Here is an 18,166-nt window from a genome sequence, read left to right on the forward strand (position 1 = left end):
TTCCCTTAATCCGTTAAAGGTTGAACGTGGCCTCCAAGTAGTTGGCCACACCATCATTATGGTTACTCGTGGTTTGCGGGAGATGCGGCAGGCGCTGCTTTAAGCGTTCAGAGGCATTTGCCATAACCACTCCGGTACCCACAACTTGCAGCAGCTCGACATCGTTCATGCCATCGCCAAAGGCGATGCAGTCTTGAGCGCCTAGCTGTTGTTGCTCTAACAAGAACTGCAAGGCGGCGCCTTTGCTGACCTCTGGCGACATCACCTCGAGACAGTTGCTCATCGACGCGGTGACACTGATAAGATTGCCAAACTGCTGCTTAAGTGCTTGTTCTAATGATAGCAATTGTTCTGCTTCGGCAACGAAAAACAGCTTACTGATATGATTGCCGGGGTGGGATGTCAGCGCGCAGAGTCGATAGACGAAGCCCGACTCTTCGGTGTAGGCCAGCGCCAAAGGATTCTCTTGCTCGACCAGCCACTCATCCTCACAGTAGGCGTTGCGTAGTACCGGGAAATCCGCGCTAAAGGTCAGTAGTTCGTGGAACAGCGAAGGCGCGAGATCGGCGCGATGGATGATCTCGCCTTGAGGGTTATGCACCCGCGCTCCATTGGCGGTGATTAAGTACATTGGAAAGCCGATTTGCGCGGCAATATGCTGTACATCGCAGTGATGGCGGCCGGTGGCAATGGCAAAGTGATGGCCCTGCTGGTGCAGGCGGCGGATGGTGTCGCGATTGCGCGCGCTGAGTTGGTGGTGTTGGTTTAGCAGCGTGCCGTCAAGGTCGCTGACAATAAGACGTTGCATCGAGATCTCCAAACAGACATCAGCGGCTTGGGGGATCGGCAAAGAACTGGCTGACTCTCTCCAAGGCGTGGTTTCGTAGTTCGTCACGTTCGAACAGTATCTCATGGCGGGCTTGCTTGATCACCACCACTTGCTCGCCACGGGCGGCGCAAAAGGCGTCTTGCTCGGCGGCGGTGACGACGCTATCCAGCTCTGCCTGTAAGACCAGCAAGGGGATCTGGATCTGGTCGGCCTGCTTGATGGCCTGACTCATCGTCTCAAAGCTTTGCGCTAGCCAGCGGCTGCTTGGCCCACCTAAGCGGATCAGCGGGTTCTGCTGATACTGCGAGTACATATTGTGATAGCGCTCAGGGCAGCGGCTCAGTTCGTTGTTCTGGTAAGGCTTCTCTTTATAGGCGCCTTGCCCCGGGGCGTAACGTGGCTTTTGCTTAAACAGGCGACCCAGTGTAGACAAGGTCTTGGCCAGTACTTTGGCAATGGGTTGTGGCACACCGCCAGTATTGATCCCAAACATCGGTGCGCACAGCACTGCCGCCTCGATATGACCGGGGTAGAGCTGTAGATAGCGGGCGGCAATACAGCCTCCCATTGAGTGAGCGAGCAGCACTTGCTGTTGATAGGCGACGCGCTTGCTCTGCTGCTGGATGATCTGGTGTAGGTCGTCGGCGTAGTAATCGAATTTGGCGACGTCGCCGAGTTCTTGCTGGTCAGATTCTCGCTCTGAGAAGCCTTGGCCACGATGGTCGACAATCAAACAGTCGTAGCCTTGCTGAGCAAAGTCGAAGGCCAGCTCTTGATATTTGATGGCGGCTTCACTGCGCCCCGGTGAGATCACCATTAACTGCTGGCTGGGGAAGGGGGCACTGAGCAGGTAGTAGTTGATGCTAAGGCCAGCTTGTCCTTCGATCTGGTATTGCTGACTGTGTTGCTGCCAGTAGGGAAGAATCGAGGTTTCATAGGCCTCGGGCAATGCGCTGGCTTGGGTAAACGGCTGGGCGCTCAAGGTTAGCTACCCATCCGCGATAATGCCACCAACATCGGGATCACCAACAGTGAACATAACTCCATTCGGATCAACCAGATAACCGCGCCGTGTTGGCGGTAAGAGATCATCGATGGACTGCCCTGACGGATGGCTTTACGCCAGCGATAGAAGGTGGTGGTGGGATAGAGCGACAGCAAAACTACCACAAAAAACACCAACATCTTCAGGCCGAAATAAGGGTTATCCAGGTAGTTGGCGGAGACTTCTTCAAAGATCACGATGCGCATCGCGCCGGTGATGAAAATCATGATGGTGGAAAAGGCGTGCAGAAAGTCCGCCATAAGCAGCTTTTCGACATCGTCTTCACGCATTCCCTGGCGAAACAGAAACGCTTCAGAGCATAGAGCACCGGCAAGCAATACGATGGCTATCACGTGAAGTCCGGCATTGATCGCTTGAAGCAGCATTATTCAGCAGCTCTCATCGGTGGGGGGTGTCCTTTGCAAGCGTTGTCAGCGAAAACGCGATGTTACTGCAATTCACACTATCATGCCATAGGCGAGCTTGGTAGCCTACAAGTAGTTGAAAAGGAAAGCTTATGCAGGGAAAAAACGGGGCCTATTGGTTGTTGCTGTTACCGCCATTGTTCTGGGCCGGAAACTTTATCGCTGGGCGGCTGGTGGCTGACTCAGTGCCTCCCATGGCGCTGTCGTACTGGCGTTGGGTGCTGGGCATGTTACTGGCGCTGCCCTGGGTGGCCGGCGGGATGTGGCGCCAACGTAGGGTTATTGCTAAGCATTGGGGCATCTTGTTACTGCTGGGCACCTTGGGCGTTGCCAGTTTTAACTCTTTGGTTTACTTAGGATTGCAGAACACCACCGCGACCAATGCCTTGATTATCAACTCCACCATTCCGATGTTTATCCTGCTGTTTAATTGGGCCTTGCTCAAGGGCGGTTTGGATAAGCGTCAGTTGCTGGGGATGCTGCTGTCCTTCCTTGGGGTGTTGGCGCTGTTGGTAAAAGGCGATTGGCGTTCGCTCAGCAGCTTGCAGATTAATGCTGGCGACCCCTGGATCGTGCTGTCCTCGATGGTGTGGGCGGGCTACTCGTTGGGACTACGTTTTAAACCGGCTGCGCTAAGTGGTGGGAGTTTTCTCGGGGTTACCTTAATCATTGGCGTGCTAGTGCTCAGCCCGCTCTACTGGTGGTGGATACCGCGCACACCATTCGCGCTGAGCCCACTGAATATCGGCGCGCTCAGCTACGTGGCGGTTTTTCCTTCGCTACTGGCCTACATGGCATGGAATCAAGGGGTGAAGGTGCTTGGCGCGGCCACCGCCGGGCAATACATCCACCTGATGCCCTTGTTTGGCGCAGGGCTGTCGCTAACCATCCTCGACGAGCAGCTGGCATGGTTCCACGCCCAAGGCGCGGGCCTGATTGCCCTTGGTTTGGTGATGGCCTTGTATCGTTCGGCGCGCTAGGTGTGGAATATCAGGCAGTTAGCCAGATAGTGATTTACTTCGGGTGAAAACTCACAAACTGGGTGCCTTGCACGGTGAGCTCTCCCTGTGCGCCCTTTTCTAGCTCGCGGAATATCCCGCGTTGGATCTCGAAGCGGCGAACCGGGCGTTCCTCCAGCTCGGTAATGGTGGCATCGAGCTTGTGGAGCGGTTGTTGTTGGTTCCAGCGATTGAGTTGGGCCTTTCGCCAAAACTGGAACGCTGACAAGGATAAGATCACGATAAGCGCTAACAGCCACCACCACGGCATAACAATTCTCCTGTTAAAAATTCATCCATAGTATAGTTGTCATTAAGGAACTGTCTGAGTGACCACAAGCTACCGATTTAGCAAGATTTTTTAGGTTTCTCGGGGAATACAGAATGTCTGGCTGAAAGTCCTCAGCAGGGAGCGTTGGATGTGGCAAGCGAGTAGCAAATCGAAGTGGTTGATCGTGCCGTTGGCCTCGCTGTATTTTTTTTCCTTCCAGCTTCAAGCATCGGTGACAGCGGGCTGGCAGGCTCTCAGTTGGGGAGGTTGCCCACAGCTAAGGGTAGGCGAGTTCGTTCTGGATCAATCGAATTGGACGCTCTCCTCACTGGATATTGACCTGAGCTGCAGTCAAGATAGCGCCTCCGATAGCGCCCCTCCGTCCCCCGAGCAGCTCGATGCGCAGCTGCAGCAGGCCATCGCCACCCTCGCGCAGTTGCCACTGCCCAAGCAACTCAATGTGGTTGTTAGCGATTGGCAGGTTACCAGCCCGGGCCTTCCACTACTTTCAGGCACTGCCACGCTGCAGCGGGACCACGACAGCTGGTCCCTGCAGCTAGCCGAAGATAGCGGTAGCCATCTTGAACTCACCCTGCAAGCGCCCACACCGCCAATGTTGCGCGCTACGTTCTCTAGCTCCCTGTTAAACGCGCTTGGTATTGCTGAAATCATCGATCAACACTATCCCGCCGTACACTCACAGCCTTTGCAGCTAAATGCCAGTTTGGCAGAAGGACTGTGGCAAGCGGAGCTGGCGCTGGGTGATCTCAGCGCGCAGCTCGAACTGGAGATGACCGCACCTTGGCTGATGCACACCCGGCTCTCGGCTGTCACTTTGCCGAATGACGTGCTGCTACCTGCCAGCCAATGGCAATTCACTCCCGATCTTTGGCAGCTCGGGATAACGGATTGGAGCATCGAGGCGCAAGGGCGCTGGCAGCTGGCTCCACTGGCACTGAGTGGGCGTTTTGCGGCGAAGCAACTGCAGCTACCACTGGCTGATTTGGTGCCGGGGGCCAGTGACTTTCGTTGGCTTAGCGGGCAGGCCAATGGCCAGTTCGCCTATCAGCCTGAGTCGCTCACACTCTCCACCGATGTCACGGCGCTCAACGCGTTATTGGGCGATAAGCCCATCAAGGACGCTGCACTCAGCGGCTATCTTGAGTACCAATCCGCTCAAGGCTGGCAGCATCAAGGAGAGTGGTGGGTTGACGAGATAGATATTGGCCTGAGCCTACGCTCGCTGCAGGGGAGCTGGCAGCAGCCTTGGCAAGCAGAACCTCTGGCGATCGAGGCCCTGCAGCTCAGCCCGCTGGCGTTTCAGTTGCTCGGTGGTGAGGCGGTGGTGAATTTGCTCTCGTTGGTGCCGACCTATAAAGGACAGTTGGTGTTCAGCGGTGTTTCGCTGCCGAGTCTGAGTGGCTTGTACCCGGATATCGGCTTGCTGGTGGAGGGGGAGCTGGCGGGCAGTTTGCCGTGGCAGTGGCAAGGGCAGGGCGTGTCGGTGGAAGGCGGGAAGTTGTTCGTTGAGCGCCCGCCGGGGCGGATTAAGATCAACCACGCTGCCTTGGCGAGCCTTAAGCAGCAGCATCCCGGGCTGGACTTCTCGCTGAGCTTGTTAGAGGATTTTAATTACAGTCAGTTAGGGGCCGAAGTGGACTTCAGCCCAGAGGGCGATCTGGATATGCGGGTGAACCTTTATGGCCGCAATCAACAGGTGTCGCCAAGGCCGGTAGAACTCAACTACCATCATCAAGAGAATATGTACCAGTTGCTGCGCAGCTTGCGTATTGGCGACCAACTATCAGGACAGGTGCAACAATGGATAGATACCGTAACAGGTTCTGCTTCCTCGCCCTCACCGTGATGTTGTTTGCGTGCACCCCCCGCGTGGAGGTGGCCGTCGACAAACCGATCACAGTGAATTTAAACGTGAAGATCGACCACGAGATCCGGGTCAAGGTCGATCAACAGCTGGACGAACTGTTCAGCGAAGACAGCGGACTATTTTAGGAGAGCATGATGACGTGGAATAAGTGGTTAATTGCATTACTGCTGAGTGTCAGCTTCTCAAGTATGGCGCTGGATTTGGCCGATGCGAAACAGCAAGGCTGGGTGGGCGAGCAGCGTAACGGTATGCTGGCGGTGCTCAGCAATCAGAGCGGCGTAGCTGCCTTGGTGGCTGATGTGAACAAGAAACGCGAGAGCCGTTATAAGAAGATTGCCGCCGACAACAACCTCAGTGTTGAGCAGGTTGGTCAGCTAGCGGGCAAGAAAGCGATAGAGCGCAGTGACCGCGGGCATATGGTGGAAGCCGCCGACGGCCGCTTTATCGCTAAGCCCTGAGTTAACTCGACTCGCGCAACACAAAGCTGGGGGAAACCATTACGCCTTCAGCTTGTTCCTGGCAGACTCGCTGCGCGCCCAGCTCTCCCATCTCGTTGAGCGGCTGGGCCACAGTAGATAGCGCTGGGTGCGATAGCTGCGCATAGTAGTTGTCATCGTAGCCCACTATCGCCAGTTGCTCGGGCACCTTAATACCTAATTGGTTGGCAGCGCGAATCGCGCCTGCCGCCATATTATCGTTACAGCAGAACAGCGCGTCGGGGGCAAACTTGGGCAGAAACTCCAAGGCCTGCTGATAGGCGAGTTGCTCTTGCATCTCGGCGTTGAGGATTGCGCCTTGCTCCAGGCTGACTCCCTTACCGCTTAACTCATCCAGAAAGCCCGCCATGCGCTCATTCACATCGGGAATATGCTCCGCGCCGCGCAAGCAGGCGAGCTTCTTATAGCCGCGCTCCAGCAGATGACGCGCTACCATGCGGCCGCCTAGATCCTCATCCACCCAGATGCACTGGGATTCCAGCTCAGGAATGCGGCGACCCAGCACCACCATGTTCTTGATCTTGCCATTAAGCTCCAGCAGCATCTCGGTGTTAAGCCGTGAGGTAAGCACGAGTAAGCCGTCGATCTGGCGGCACTGCAGGAAGTTAATGGCTTCCAAGGTTTCATCGTTGGAGTGGCCGCCAGCGGTGACAATCAAGTGCTTACCTAGTCTGCGCAGCTCATGCTGTACCGCATGGATGATCTCGCTATGGTAAGGGCCAGATAGGGTCTCAACCACCATCCCAATACAGTTGGAATGACGTCGCGCCAAGGATTGGGCAACTGCATTGGGATGATAGTCGAGCTCGTCGATGGCGGCTTGGATCTTACGCTTGGCCTTGTCGGAAACGTTGGGGCTGCCATTGAGGTAGCGCGAAACCGTACTGCGCGAAACGCCAGCATGCTCAGCAACTTTGTAGATGTTTACCACGTATTTTCCTTGACTGTCTGCCTTGGGCAGGCGCTGTTATGGTTATCGTTGTGTGTCGGGCGGTAAGCAAAGCTCCGCTAAACAGGTGGAACTGCAATCACCTAACTATGCAGATTGGTATACCACCGCTGTTGTGAAAAAGCATCCGTTGCTCTGGCGGTTTCATCGGCACCATCGCGAAATTGAGAGGGCTCTCACTGCTGCTGCAGGTAGCTCTGCAACTCATGCTTAATGGCGGTCAAGCATGCCTGGCACTGCGCGATCAGTTCGGGATGCTGCGCCGGGTCGCTGTGTTTGCTTTGCTCTAACAGATAAGTGAGGCGGGGGCTGCATACCACCGCGGCCAAACCTTGCAGTTGGATCCGTTGGGCCACCTGAATCTCACCCAGGTCGCTGGCCTGATTGAGTAGCTGCTGCTCTTGGGCGAGCCCCTCTAACACTTGGGCCAACCAGTCGGCCAGCAGGGCCGGTTGTGAGTATTGCGCGAACAGCTTGGGCCAGTCGAGCAGGGTATCGGAATGACTCATGACTGACTCGGGGTGTAGATCGGTCCGGGAAATGGCGTGACCGAGCCCTGCTCTTGGATCTTGGCTGGTCCGGCTTTTTCTACCGCATCAATGCGCAGGATGCTGTGCATCGGCACAAAGGTGCGCTGCACCTTGGAGAACTCGCTTTTGAGTTTTTCTTCGCTGGGGTCGACCAACAGTTGGGCGTGGTTGTCGAAGACGAAGTCGGCCAGTTCAATAAAGCCGAACAAGCTGCTCTGGGTGACTTCTTTTACGTAGACCTCGTAGCGTTTATCGCCGAGGTTGAACAATACTCGATAGACCTGATCCATGGTTACCACTTGTGGACTAAACGTTATCTGACGGGGGCGTTGGTGCATTGTATACAGGTGGGGGTGGGGAGAGCAGCAAATTTTGGTCAGTGTGAACAAAAAAGGCAGCCGAGGCTGCCTTTTTCTCTATTCTTCATCTTCGTGGTTGGGATCGCGATACTGTGACATTTCTTGTGGATCGATCCCAAGCTCTTCACAGGCATCGATAAACGAAGCACCGGTGTGGCACATCAGGATTTCGATTGCAGGTAAGAGCGAATGAGCATCTGCCATATTGCTTTCCTTTGCACTAATTGTTGACCGAATTCCCTCTGTTGAGGGCCGTACACTTTGCCATAGCAAACTGCGTTTGTTTAGTGAGTTCTATCACAATATAGCAGAAGAGCTACCCGACTTTAGTGGCAGAGCCGCTCCGGGAAAACTTTGTAAGTCGGCGTCTCAATCGATACACTGCATTAAATACAATCACTTAAAAACAACAGTAATGGCTAATCTTTACCCCATGCTTAAACACTTGCATATGACGTTTGCTTTGTTAAGTGTGATCGGCTTCACGTTTCGCTGGGTGCTGGTGTTATGTAACTCGCCCATGCGCCAACAGCGTTGGCTGAAGGTGGCACCGCACATCATCGATACGGTGTTGTTGGTTTCGGCCCTGATGTTGTGCTGGATCCTCCGCCAGTATCCCTTTGTCAGCCTATGGCTAAGCGCCAAAGTAGGCTTCTTGGTGCTTTATATCTGGCTGGGTTTGGCGGCGCTGAAGTGGGCCAAGACTCGCGCTAAGCAGCTACTTTATGGCTTGGCTGCGCTGCTGTGCTTTGCCCAGATCTTGGCGATCGCCTTCTCTCGCTCACCGATGGGGCTGTTGGCCGGTGTTTGAGTTACTGCTACGCCCCTTATTGCATAACCTGTGGCGGCTTTCCTCGCTACTGAGCTTCCCGTTGATCGCCTACCTCTACTGTCAGGTAAATGAGCTGAGCTTTGCCGATCTCGACCAAGGCAGTAACTGGCACAAAGGCGCAGTGGTGGGCTTGTATCTGCTGTACTTGCTGGTGTGGTGGAAGCTCAATCCTCGTGTCGGACGGGTAAGTCAGCAAAAGCTCTAGCTCAAGCCCAAACCCAAGCAAGTGCTGGCCTAGCTGTAGCGCCAATAACGCGGCAGCAGCAGTACTACAAAGGTCAGCACTTCCAAGCGGCCGAGCAACATGCCAAAAGACAACAACCACTTGGCCAAATCGGGCAACTCATGGAAGTTATGGTCTGGACCAATCACTCGCCCAAGCCCTGGGCCAACGTTGGCCACGGCAGTAACCGCGCCGGAGATGGCGGTCACCGGATCAAGCCCAATCAGCGCTAGGCCGGCCGCCAATAAGATAATGGTAAAACCAAAGGCCATCAAAAACGCAATTACCGAACGAATCGTATCCTCGCTGACAATCCGTCCGTTATAGCGCTGAGGGTAGCAAGCGCGTGGGTGGATCAATTGATTCAATTGGCGCTGTAAGATCCCCCAGGCAATCTGAAAGCGGAACAGCTTAACCCCGCCCGAGGTGGAGCCGGAGCAAGCGCCGCAGACCATCAAGAAGGCAAACAGCACCGTGGTAAAGCTGCCCCAGTGGCTGAAGTCGGTCAGACCAAAGCCGGTGGTGGTGACGATGGAGATAATATTGAACACGCTGATGCGGATCGCCGCTTCCAGTGGAAACTTGCCTTCCAGCCAAAGCCACAAGCTCATCATGGTGCCGACCACCACGACCAACCAGATAAAGCCTCGCACCTGAGTGTCGTTAAAGATCTTACTGATTTGTCGCTGACGAAGCCCGGCGATAATCAGCAAGAACGGCATGCCGCCAAGGAACATAAACAGGCTACCGACCCAGTGACTAGCATGGGAGAAGTGGGCCATCGACTCGTCCGAGGTGGAATAGCCACCTGTGGAGAGGGTGGTCATGGCGTGGTTAGTGGCGTGAAACCAGCTCATGCCGCTGAATTTATAGGCGAGGGTACAGGCTAAGGTCAGGCCCAGGTAGAGCCAAACCATATTGGCTGCGACGTGCTTGGTTTTGGGGTTGCCTTTGTCTGACCAATCGGAGGATTCGGTTTGGAACAGGCGCATCCCGCCGACGTTTAAGAACGGCAGAATTGCCACACTCAGCACGATAAAGCCAATCCCGCCGAGCCACTGCAGCATCGAGCGCCAAAGCAAGATGGTGTAGGGCATATCATCGAGCCCCTGCAGCACGGTGGAGCCAGTGGTGGTTAGTCCCGACATCGCCTCAAAGCAGGCGTCGGTCCAGCTAATGCCGTGGTAAAACGCCAGCGGCAGTGCGCCGAACAGCCACACCAGCAACCACACGCTGCTGGTAAGCAGGAACATCTCGCGCACTTGCAGATGAAAAGGGCGTTTGCGGCCAACATGAATCAGCAATAATGCGACGGTTTGGGTCAGCAGAAACGCATAGAAAAAGTCGACGTACTCTGGCTCGTTATGCCAGATACCAATCGCCACTGGGGCGAGCATTGCCAGTGCTAGCTTAGAAAGTACCAAGCCAAACACTAGCGCGAGGGGGAGTAAGCGGTCCATCACTTTGCCCAGAGTTTAAAGGAAGAACGGGCTCGGCTGGAACAGTCGTTCGACTTCGGGGATAAACTTCTTATCCACCAAGAACATCACCACGTGGTCATCCTGCTCAATCACGGTATGGTCGTGGGCGATAATTACCTCATCGCCCCGTACAATTGCACCAATGGTGGTGCCGGGGGGCAGTTTTAGCTCGCCAATGCTGCGTCCCACCACCTTGGAGGTGTTTTCATCGCCGTGGGCGACCGCCTCGATGGCCTCCGCTGCTCCGCGTCGTAGCGAGTACACGTTGACGATGTCGGCCCGGCGAACATGGGTCAGCAGTGCCGAGATGGTAGCTTGCTGTGGCGAGATCGCGATATCGATGGCGCCACCTTGCACTAAGTCCACATACGCGCCGCGTTGGATCAGCACCATTACCTTCTTAGCGCCCATGCGCTTGGCCAGCATCGCTGACATGATATTGGCTTCGTCGTCGTTGGTGACCGCGATAAACACGTCCACCTGTTCGATATTCTCTTCGCTGAGTAGCTCTTGGTCTGAGGCGTCACCGCAGAATACGATGGTGTTGTTGAGCTGCTCAGCCAATTGCTCGGCGCGGCGTTGCTTACGTTCAATCAGCTTAACGCTGTATGAGCTCTCCAAGCGCTTGGCCAATGCGGCGCCAATATTACCGCCGCCGACGATCATGATGCGGCGATAGGCGCGCTCCAGCTCTTGCAGCTCGCTCATTACCTCGCGGATATGGGCGCTGGCAGCAACAAAGAACACCTCGTCATCGGCCTCGATCACGGTGGTGCCTTGCGGGCGGATCGCCCGGCCCTGACGGAAGATAGCGGCTACCCGCGCTTCGACATTGGGCATATGGTCTTTCAGCAACGACAGCGCGTTGCCCACCAATGGGCCGCCATAGTAGGCTTTGACCGCCACCAAGCCGACCTTACCGTGGGCGAACTCCATCACCTGCAGTGCGCCGGGGTAGTCAATCAAGCGGCTGATGTAGTTGGTCACCAGCTGCTCTGGCGCAATCAAATGGTCGAGCGGGAAGGCCTCGTCATTGAACAGTGCCTCTTTCTCGGCCAGCAGCTCTTCAGAGCGGATCCGAGCCACCTTGTTGGGGGTGTTAAACAGGGTGTAAGCCACCTGGCAGGCGGCCATATTGGTTTCATCGCTGTTGGTCACGGCGACCAGCATATCCGCGTCTTGTGCGCCGGCTTCGCGCAGCACATTGGGATGGGCGGCATGGCCGGTCACCACCTGCAGGTCGAAGCGGTCTTGCAGATCGCGTAAGCGTTCGGAGTTGGTATCAACGATGGTGATATCGGATTTTTCGCCGACCAGATTCTCAGCCAGCGTTCCGCCGACCTGACCTGCACCAAGAATAATAATTTTCATTGCCTAACAACGCCTTAGAAAGTTGTCGAGGTTAGTTTGCGGGCATCTTGCGCGAAACGCAACCAGCGCTTGCTGATTGCGTTTCATCTGTCTATTCGCCTTGCTTGCGCAGTTTGGCGTAGTAGAAGCCATCCATGTGCTGTTCGCCGGGGAGTAGCTGCCAACCGGGCTGGGTGACGCTCTCGCCATCTGATACGGGAACCAGTTCGGCATCGTCGGTTTCTGCCAAGAAGCGCGCCACTTGCTGGGCGTTCTCCTGCGGCAGTACCGAGCAGGTGGCATACAGCAATACACCGCCGGGTTTAAGTTGTTGCCACATCGCGCGCAGGATCTTGCCCTGTAGGGCTACCAGCTCATCGATATCCGAGGCGCGGCGCAGCCATTTAATATCTGGGTGGCGACGAACCACGCCTGTGGCCGAGCACGGCGCATCCAGCAAGATGCGATCGAAGGGCTCGCTGTTCCACGTGTCCGGCTGGCTGGCATCGGCACACAGCAGCTCGGCTTGCAGGCCAATCCGCTGGAGGTTCTGTTCGACCCGTTGCAGTCGCTGGGCATCGGCGTCGATGGCCATCAAGTGGGCCAGCTCAGGCTGTAGCTCGAGGATGTGGCAGGTCTTTCCGCCGGGGGCCGCGCAGGCATCCAGTACCCGCTCGCCCGGTTGGGCATCTAACAAACTGGCGGCCATCTGGGCGGCGCCGTCTTGCACCGAGCTATGGCCTTGCTCAAAGCCCGGCAGCTTACCGACCGGCTGAGCCTTGTGCAGGCGGATGGCTTGGGCAGCACGCTCACACAATGAGGCCTCAATCCCCTGCTCTGCCAGCAACTGCTGATAAGCGCTGGCGCTGTGATGTTGCGCGTTTACCCGCAGCCACATCGGTGCTTGCTGGTTGTTCGCTGCAACAATGTCTTGCCATTGTTCTGGGTAGGCCTGCTGTAGCTGCTTACGCAGCCAGCTTGGGTGGCAATCTTGCAGCTTGTCGTTCTGCTTAAGGGCCGCTACTAACTCATCTTGCTGGCGCTGGGCGCTGCGTAGCACGCCATTAATCAGCTTCTTGAGGTGAGCAAACTTCAGGTCGCGGGTAGCTTCAACGGTTTCTGATAACGCAGCATGGGCCGGAATGCGCATGTAGAAAAGCTGGTACACGCCAACGATCAACAGGAAGTGGGCGCTGCGCGATTTGCCGGTGAGGGGGCGCTCCATCAGCTGTTGGATCACCCACTCCAGGCGCGGTAGCCAGCGTAGTACACCGAAGCAGATCTCTTGCGCCAAGCCATGGTCTTTGGCTTCGACCTGACCGAGCAGCCGCGGCAACACGGCACTTAGCGATTGGCCTTGATCAACCACCTGAAACAGGGCTGATGCCGCCGCGGCGCGCGGGCTGAGCTGACGTGGCTTACTCGCCATCGGCTAGCTCCAGTTGCGTGCCCGGGGTGAACCATTCTTTACGGGCGTTAAGCAGATCGGCGGCCGCCATCGCCTTCTTGCCGGGGATCTGCAGGCTTTCCAAGCGCAGCGCGTGCTGGCCGGTGGCAACGATGATGCCCTGTTTGTCGGCACTGATAATGGTGCCGGGGGCTGCGTCGCCTTGATACTCCGCCACGCTGCTTTGCCACAGCTTGACGTTCTGGCCTTGTAGGGTGAAGTAGCTCACCGGCCACGGATTAAAGGCGCGTACGCAACGTTCGATAAATGCAGCGTCGTGGCGCCAGTCGATGCGCGCTTCCTGTTTGCTAAGCTTTTTGGCGTAGTTGGCTTGCTCATCGTCTTGCTTAACCGCTTGGATGCTGCCGTCGCTGATACCTTCAAGGGCTTTGAGTAGCGCGACCGGACCGGTTTCAGCCAGTTTTTCATAGAGGCTGGCGCTGGTGTCGCTGCTCTCGATGGGTAGGCTGTCTAGGAGTAGCATATCGCCGGTATCTAGGCCTTCATCCATCTGCATGATGGTGACGCCGGTATCTCTGTCGCCCGCCCAGATAGAACGTTGAATGGGCGCAGCCCCGCGCCAGCGCGGCAGTAGCGAGCCATGCACGTTGATACAGCCCAAGCGCGGCGTGTCCAGCACCGTTTTAGGTAGCAGCAGGCCGTAGGCCACCACCACCATCAGATCGGCATTCAGCGCGGCCAGCTCATCTTTGGCTTCCTGAGATTTAAAGTTCTCGGGTTGGTACACCGGTACATTGGCATCGACTGCAAGTTGCTTAACCGGGCTGGCTTGGAGCTTTTTACCGCGACCAGCCGGGCGGTCTGGTTGGCTGTAGACAGCGATGACGTCGTGGTCTGAGTCGAGCAGGGCCTGCAGGTGGCGAGCAGCGAAATCCGGAGTACCGGCAAAAATAATTCGCAATGGGGTCACGATGTTCTCCAGATTAGGCGCGTTTGCTGCGGCGGGCAAGCTTCTCAAGTTTGGCGCGAACCCGCTGGCGCTTGAGTGGGCTCAGATAATCGATAAACAGTTTGCCTTCGAGGTGATCGAGTTCGTGCTGAATGCAGATTGCCAGTAGGCCATCGGCGTCAAGTGACTGCTCGTTTCCATCGGCGTCGAGGTAGTTCACGGTCACTTGCTGAGCGCGCTCAACTTGGGCACGGTACTCGGGGACTGACAGGCAGCCCTCTTCGTTGAGCTCAACCCCATCTTTGGCGACGATGGTTGGGTTGACCAATGCCAGACGTTGGTCGCGTGTTTCACTCACATCGATAACCACGATGCGTTGGTGAATGTTGACCTGTGTCGCAGCCAGCCCTACTCCTTCCTCGGCATACATTGTTTCGAACATATTTTCGATAGTAATTTTCGTATTATCGTCAATACTTTTAACAGGTTGCGCAATAGTTCTCAGACGTTCATCGGGAAAGCGCAGTACTTCAAGGACGGCCATAGCTAATGTTTTTTGCTCGATATAGATAAGAATTGGGTAATTTTAGTCATTTATTAAGCCGAATTACAGCCTTGATAGGCAATGGGCAAGGATTGCACATGAAAACAGTCGTATTGGCACTGGTATGTCTGCTGAGCGCAGTGAGCGCATGGGCCGATCAGTTGACCTTAAAGCCGGATTTCCCCGACCGCTATGTGGTGAAAAAGGGCGACACCCTATGGGATATCTCGACGCTCTATCTTAACTCCCCATGGAAGTGGCCGCGGCTGTGGCAACATAACCCGCAAATCGACAACCCCCATTTGATCTACCCCGGCGATGTGCTCACGCTGACCTTTATCGATGGCGAGCCGCGTTTGGTGCGCAAACCGATGCTGCACATGTCGCCCACCTCGCGACTCAAGCCCAAGGAGCAGCCGATTCCCACGCTGCCACTGTCAGTGCTTGCGCCGTTCTTAAGTCGCGACCATGTGATTGATAGCGACTTGCTGGAAGGCCTGCCCTATGTGCTGGGCGACAATGATGCCCAGACCCGCATCGCCATTGGCCGCCCGGTGTATGCGCGCGGTGAGGTCGAGCTGCAGCGTTACTATGGGGTGTATCGGGTTGGCGAGCCCTATGTTGACCCAGAAAGCGCTGAGGTGCTCGGCCATGCGGTGACGTTTTTGGCGATCGGCCAGGTGGTAGCTGCCCACCATGATCAGATCAGCGAGTTTCGGGTGATCGATATCCGCCAGGAGATGCGCCAGGGCGATATCTTGCTGCCTCTGCCGGAGCAGGACCAGCTACCCGTTTACTTTAGCCCACGCCAGAAAGACCTCAGCAGCGATGGCTTGATTGTGGCCTCGGCCAACGACAACTCGGTGTTTAGCCGCTACGACGTGGTACTCATCAACAAAGGGGCACGCGACAGTATTGAGGCCGGAGACATGTTCTCGATAGCCCAACCGGGCAAGTTGATTGTCGATAAACCCGCACGCAAGAGCTATCAGCAGTCGGCGAATGCGTTCGATAGGTTGTTCAATGACGACCAGCAGCTGGTCGCCCTACCCCGCGAAAAGGTTGGAGAGCTGATGGTGTTTAAGGTCTACGACAAGCTAAGCTTTGCGATTATCACGGAGAGCAAGATCATCATGTATCCGCAGTTTTTGGTCGAGAGCCTATAAGTGAGCAAGTGGCTGAGCGTTGAGCAAGGCCTGATTCTGGACAGCATCCCACGTTTGGGATGCGCCACCCTGCAACGCGTGCTCGATGGCCGCCCGCCCCAGTACTTGTTCGAGGCCGATGATGCGGCGCTAGCTGAGCTTGGGATGAGCGATAAACAGCGCCGAGCCCTGCAAAACCCACCGATGGCGCGGATTGAACGCTGCCTTGAGTGGCTCGAAGCCCCCGAACACCATCTCTACAGCTGCTTTGACAGCGACTACCCCGAGCCCTTAAAGCACATCGCCAGCCCGCCGCTGCTGCTCTTTGCCAAGGGCCAGCCCGAGTTAATGACGCGCCCACAACTTGCCATAGTGGGAAGCCGTCATGCCAGCTGGAGCGGCCAAAAACAAGCAGAGCGCTTTGCCAGCGAGCTGGCCCAGCAAGGGCTGACCATCACCAGCGGCTTGGCCTTGGGGATTGATGCAGCGGCGCATCTGGGGGCGCTTAACGCCCGGCCCGATGGCACTATCGCAGTGGTCGCCACTGGGCTGGATTTGGTCTATCCCAAGCGCCACTTAAAACTGGCCCATCGGATTGCTGAACAGGGGTTGATTCTGAGTGAGTTTTGGCCGGGGGTATCGGCCAAGGCGCAGCACTTTCCACGGCGCAACCGGATTATCAGTGGGCTAAGCTTGGGCGTATTGGTGGTGGAGGCTAGTTTGCCCAGCGGCTCACTGCTGTCCGCCAACTATGCGGCCGAGCAAGGGCGTGAGGTATTCGCCATTCCGGGCTCGATTGATGATCCGCTGCGTGCCGGCTGTCATAAGCTTATTCAGGAAGGAGCCAAACTGGCGGCTGATCCGGTCGATATAGTGGAAGAGCTGCTGGATTTTTCACCAATCGAGGAGGAAGTAGCAACAAACCCGGATCTGGAAGAAAACAAAGCATTGCCAAATGCAGGTTTGTTAGATAGCGTTGGATATGAGGTTACACCTATCGATCAGGTGGTAGCCCATAGTCAACGCCCTGTTGATGAGGTTCTGGCTCAATTGGTTGAGTTAGAAATACGAGGTGTAGTGGCCGCAGTGCCAGGTGGTTACGTCAGACTGAGGAGGAACTAACATGTTTGATATCCTCATGTATCTATTTGAAACCTACATCCATAGCGATGTGGAGTTGATGATGGATCACGATGAGCTTACAGAGGAGCTAAGTCGCGCTGGTTTCCACAAGGAAGAGATATACAAAGCTCTGGATTGGTTGGAAAAGTTAGCTGCCCTTCAGGACAGCGATACACAACCCTACCTCAATCCCTCTGAACGCCCTTCATTGCGCGTTTATACCGAGCAAGAGATGGCGCGTATCGATGTAAGCTGTCGCGGTTTTATTCTGTTCTTAGAACAGATGCAGGTGTTGAACGCCGAAACCCGAGAAATGGTGATCGATCGTGTGATGGAGCTCGACGGCCCTGAGCTGGAGCTGGAAGACCTGAAATGGGTCATCCTGATGGTGTTGTTCAATGTTCCCGGCAGTGAGAACGCCTACCAGCAAATGGAAGAGCTGTTGTTCGATTTAGGCGACGGCGCCGTTCACTAAGCATATCGCTTAGCCCACATAAAGCCGATTAGGCTTACGTGATGCGTTAGATTCGCCGGGATCCCCGGCGAGCAGGTTCGTTTCACCTAGTTTCCAGCCAGGGTCGGCGTTACACTTAGCCCATTCAAGCTGGGAGTTGGCCATGTCTAAAATTGACCCGAAGTTGTTTTCAGCCCACGAGCATGCCCTCGAGAAGGCCTATCAGGTCTGCCCGAAATGTGGCGGCGAACTGGTGCATCGGCAGAGTAAAGCCGGTCCCTTCCTAGGGTGTAGCCAGTACCCAAGTTGCGATTACAAGCGCTCGCTGCACTCCAACGACCATTCCTTGGAAAAACGTCTGCCCGGCACCGAGTGCCCGGAATGCGGTGAGGAGATGATGCTGCGCCAAGGCCGCTATGGCATGTTTATCGGCTGCAGCAACTTCCCTGAATGCCAGCATATCGAGTCTGCCCAGCCCAAAACCGAAGAGACCAAGGACATTCGGTGCCCCTCCTGCAGCAAAGGATCTATCGTGGCGCGCCAGTCACGTTATGGTAAAACCTTCTACGCCTGCGATGCCTACCCCAAATGTCGCTATGCGGTGAACGACAAACCACGCGCAGAAACCTGCCCGGATTGTGGCTGGGAGTTGCTGGTGGAAAAACAGTATGCGGCTGGCATGTTTAAGATCTGTCCGCAGAAAAGTTGTAACTATAAAGAAAAAATCGACGACTGATTTTGGCGGGTGCAGTCCAGCATCCGCTCTTCCTCTGTTAACACACATCATTTGAGTGTCATCTGCCCATAGCTGTACAAACTATGCACAGCTATGGCTTGGCGGCGACTTGTCAAAAATGGCTGATGTCA

General features: G+C 55.8%; 23 protein-coding genes. 10 read left to right on the plus strand and 13 right to left on the minus strand.

The features are described 5' to 3' along the window. Nucleotides 1–13: 13 nt before the first annotated feature. Genes G462_RS0101915 through G462_RS0101925 form a run of 3 tightly spaced genes read right to left on the minus strand, consistent with a single transcriptional unit; the run spans nucleotide 14 to nucleotide 2,260 of the window. The gene (locus G462_RS0101915) at nucleotides 14–808 is read right to left on the minus strand and encodes a Cof-type HAD-IIB family hydrolase (RefSeq protein ID WP_026957477.1); all 795 of its coding nucleotides are present in this window, start codon (nucleotides 806–808) and stop codon (nucleotides 14–16) included. Between the two features lie 19 nt (nucleotides 809–827). Further along, nucleotides 828–1,811, minus strand: coding sequence for an alpha/beta fold hydrolase (locus G462_RS21490; RefSeq protein WP_035476444.1), 984 nt, complete (start codon nucleotides 1,809–1,811; stop codon nucleotides 828–830). A 2-nt stretch (nucleotides 1,812–1,813) separates the two neighbouring features. Then, nucleotides 1,814–2,260: a DUF2214 family protein gene (locus G462_RS0101925; protein WP_026957478.1), complete on the minus strand. Its 447-nt coding sequence runs from the start codon at nucleotides 2,258–2,260 to the stop codon at nucleotides 1,814–1,816. Between the two features lie 131 nt (nucleotides 2,261–2,391). Here G462_RS0101925 and G462_RS0101930 point away from each other — a divergent pair, with 131 nt between their 5' ends. After that, entirely contained in the window at nucleotides 2,392–3,279 is an 888-nt protein-coding gene (locus G462_RS0101930) for a DMT family transporter (RefSeq protein ID WP_026957479.1), read from the plus strand. A gap of 34 nt (nucleotides 3,280–3,313) precedes the next feature. Here G462_RS0101930 and G462_RS0101935 read toward each other — a convergent pair whose 3' ends face one another. Further along, nucleotides 3,314–3,568: a DUF2500 family protein gene (locus G462_RS0101935; protein WP_026957480.1), complete on the minus strand. Its 255-nt coding sequence runs from the start codon at nucleotides 3,566–3,568 to the stop codon at nucleotides 3,314–3,316. A gap of 148 nt (nucleotides 3,569–3,716) precedes the next feature. Between G462_RS0101935 and G462_RS0101940 the strand changes: the two genes are divergently transcribed. The 3 genes from G462_RS0101940 to G462_RS0101950 are packed head-to-tail and all read left to right on the plus strand — an operon-like array spanning nucleotide 3,717 to nucleotide 5,914. Beyond that, nucleotides 3,717–5,435 (plus strand): intermembrane phospholipid transport protein YdbH family protein, encoded by a 1,719-nt coding sequence (locus G462_RS0101940; protein ID WP_026957481.1) that lies wholly within the window; start codon nucleotides 3,717–3,719, stop codon nucleotides 5,433–5,435. Further along, nucleotides 5,390–5,581: a YnbE family lipoprotein gene (locus G462_RS21495; RefSeq protein ID WP_051326466.1), complete on the plus strand. Its 192-nt coding sequence runs from the start codon at nucleotides 5,390–5,392 to the stop codon at nucleotides 5,579–5,581. The genes G462_RS0101940 and G462_RS21495 overlap by 46 nt, the downstream gene beginning before the upstream one ends. Before the next feature lie 9 nt (nucleotides 5,582–5,590). Further along, entirely contained in the window at nucleotides 5,591–5,914 is a 324-nt protein-coding gene (locus tag G462_RS0101950) for a YdbL family probable chaperone protein (RefSeq protein WP_026957482.1), read from the plus strand. Between the two features lies 1 nt (nucleotide 5,915). Here G462_RS0101950 and G462_RS0101955 read toward each other — a convergent pair whose 3' ends face one another. The 4 genes from G462_RS0101955 to G462_RS24635 all read right to left on the minus strand — a co-directional run bounded on the left by G462_RS0101955 (nucleotide 5,916) and on the right by G462_RS24635 (nucleotide 7,995). Beyond that, the gene (locus G462_RS0101955) at nucleotides 5,916–6,884 is read right to left on the minus strand and encodes a LacI family DNA-binding transcriptional regulator (RefSeq protein WP_026957483.1); all 969 of its coding nucleotides are present in this window, start codon (nucleotides 6,882–6,884) and stop codon (nucleotides 5,916–5,918) included. Between the two features lie 194 nt (nucleotides 6,885–7,078). Further along, nucleotides 7,079–7,411 carry a hypothetical protein gene (locus G462_RS0101960; RefSeq protein WP_026957484.1) on the minus strand — a complete coding sequence of 111 codons (333 nt, stop codon included), beginning with the start codon at nucleotides 7,409–7,411 and terminating at the stop codon, nucleotides 7,079–7,081. Continuing rightward, on the minus strand, nucleotides 7,408–7,770 hold the full coding sequence (locus tag G462_RS0101965; RefSeq protein WP_425393721.1) for a DUF1820 family protein: 363 nt from the start codon (nucleotides 7,768–7,770) through the stop codon (nucleotides 7,408–7,410). Before G462_RS0101965 ends, G462_RS0101960 begins: the two co-directional genes overlap by 4 nt. 78 nt (nucleotides 7,771–7,848) lie before the next feature. After that, complete coding sequence (locus tag G462_RS24635) at nucleotides 7,849–7,995, minus strand: hypothetical protein (protein WP_169720128.1); 147 nt, start codon at nucleotides 7,993–7,995, stop codon at nucleotides 7,849–7,851. 211 nt (nucleotides 7,996–8,206) lie between these two features. Between G462_RS24635 and G462_RS0101975 the strand changes: the two genes are divergently transcribed. After that, complete coding sequence (locus G462_RS0101975) at nucleotides 8,207–8,602, plus strand: SirB2 family protein (protein WP_026957486.1); 396 nt, start codon at nucleotides 8,207–8,209, stop codon at nucleotides 8,600–8,602. Beyond that, nucleotides 8,595–8,828, plus strand: coding sequence for a hypothetical protein (locus G462_RS21500; protein WP_035476452.1), 234 nt, complete (start codon nucleotides 8,595–8,597; stop codon nucleotides 8,826–8,828). Before G462_RS0101975 ends, G462_RS21500 begins: the two co-directional genes overlap by 8 nt. Nucleotides 8,829–8,857: 29 nt before the next feature. Here G462_RS21500 and G462_RS0101985 read toward each other — a convergent pair whose 3' ends face one another. From G462_RS0101985 to def, 5 genes are all read right to left on the minus strand, one after another. Beyond that, a complete protein-coding gene (locus G462_RS0101985) occupies nucleotides 8,858–10,306 on the minus strand; it encodes a TrkH family potassium uptake protein (protein WP_026957487.1) in 1,449 nt (482 codons plus the stop codon). Between the two features lie 15 nt (nucleotides 10,307–10,321). Continuing rightward, on the minus strand, nucleotides 10,322–11,698 hold the full coding sequence (trkA, locus tag G462_RS0101990; RefSeq protein ID WP_026957488.1) for a Trk system potassium transporter TrkA: 1,377 nt from the start codon (nucleotides 11,696–11,698) through the stop codon (nucleotides 10,322–10,324). A gap of 91 nt (nucleotides 11,699–11,789) precedes the next feature. Then, complete coding sequence (rsmB, locus tag G462_RS0101995) at nucleotides 11,790–13,106, minus strand: 16S rRNA (cytosine(967)-C(5))-methyltransferase RsmB (protein ID WP_026957489.1); 1,317 nt, start codon at nucleotides 13,104–13,106, stop codon at nucleotides 11,790–11,792. Continuing rightward, entirely contained in the window at nucleotides 13,096–14,055 is a 960-nt protein-coding gene (fmt, locus tag G462_RS0102000; protein ID WP_026957490.1) for a methionyl-tRNA formyltransferase, read from the minus strand. The genes rsmB and fmt overlap by 11 nt, the downstream gene beginning before the upstream one ends. A 13-nt stretch (nucleotides 14,056–14,068) precedes the next feature. Further along, complete coding sequence (def, locus tag G462_RS0102005) at nucleotides 14,069–14,578, minus strand: peptide deformylase (protein WP_026957491.1); 510 nt, start codon at nucleotides 14,576–14,578, stop codon at nucleotides 14,069–14,071. A 98-nt stretch (nucleotides 14,579–14,676) separates the two neighbouring features. Here def and G462_RS0102010 point away from each other — a divergent pair, with 98 nt between their 5' ends. The 4 genes from G462_RS0102010 (at nucleotide 14,677) to G462_RS0102025 (ending at nucleotide 18,035) form a co-directional block, all read left to right on the plus strand. Further along, on the plus strand, nucleotides 14,677–15,744 hold the full coding sequence (locus G462_RS0102010) for a LysM peptidoglycan-binding domain-containing protein (protein WP_051326467.1): 1,068 nt from the start codon (nucleotides 14,677–14,679) through the stop codon (nucleotides 15,742–15,744). Continuing rightward, nucleotides 15,745–16,845 carry a DNA-processing protein DprA gene (gene dprA, locus G462_RS0102015; RefSeq protein ID WP_026957493.1) on the plus strand — a complete coding sequence of 367 codons (1,101 nt, stop codon included), beginning with the start codon at nucleotides 15,745–15,747 and terminating at the stop codon, nucleotides 16,843–16,845. A 1-nt stretch (nucleotide 16,846) separates the two neighbouring features. Then, the gene (locus G462_RS0102020) at nucleotides 16,847–17,320 is read left to right on the plus strand and encodes a DUF494 family protein (RefSeq protein ID WP_026957494.1); all 474 of its coding nucleotides are present in this window, start codon (nucleotides 16,847–16,849) and stop codon (nucleotides 17,318–17,320) included. Between the two features lie 142 nt (nucleotides 17,321–17,462). Continuing rightward, nucleotides 17,463–18,035 (plus strand): DNA topoisomerase family protein, encoded by a 573-nt coding sequence (locus G462_RS0102025; protein ID WP_026957495.1) that lies wholly within the window; start codon nucleotides 17,463–17,465, stop codon nucleotides 18,033–18,035. The last annotated feature ends 131 nt before the right edge of the window (nucleotides 18,036–18,166 follow it).

The organism is Aliagarivorans taiwanensis DSM 22990 (genome assembly GCF_000429505.1).
Classification (GTDB): Bacteria; Pseudomonadota; Gammaproteobacteria; order Enterobacterales; family Celerinatantimonadaceae; genus Aliagarivorans; species Aliagarivorans taiwanensis.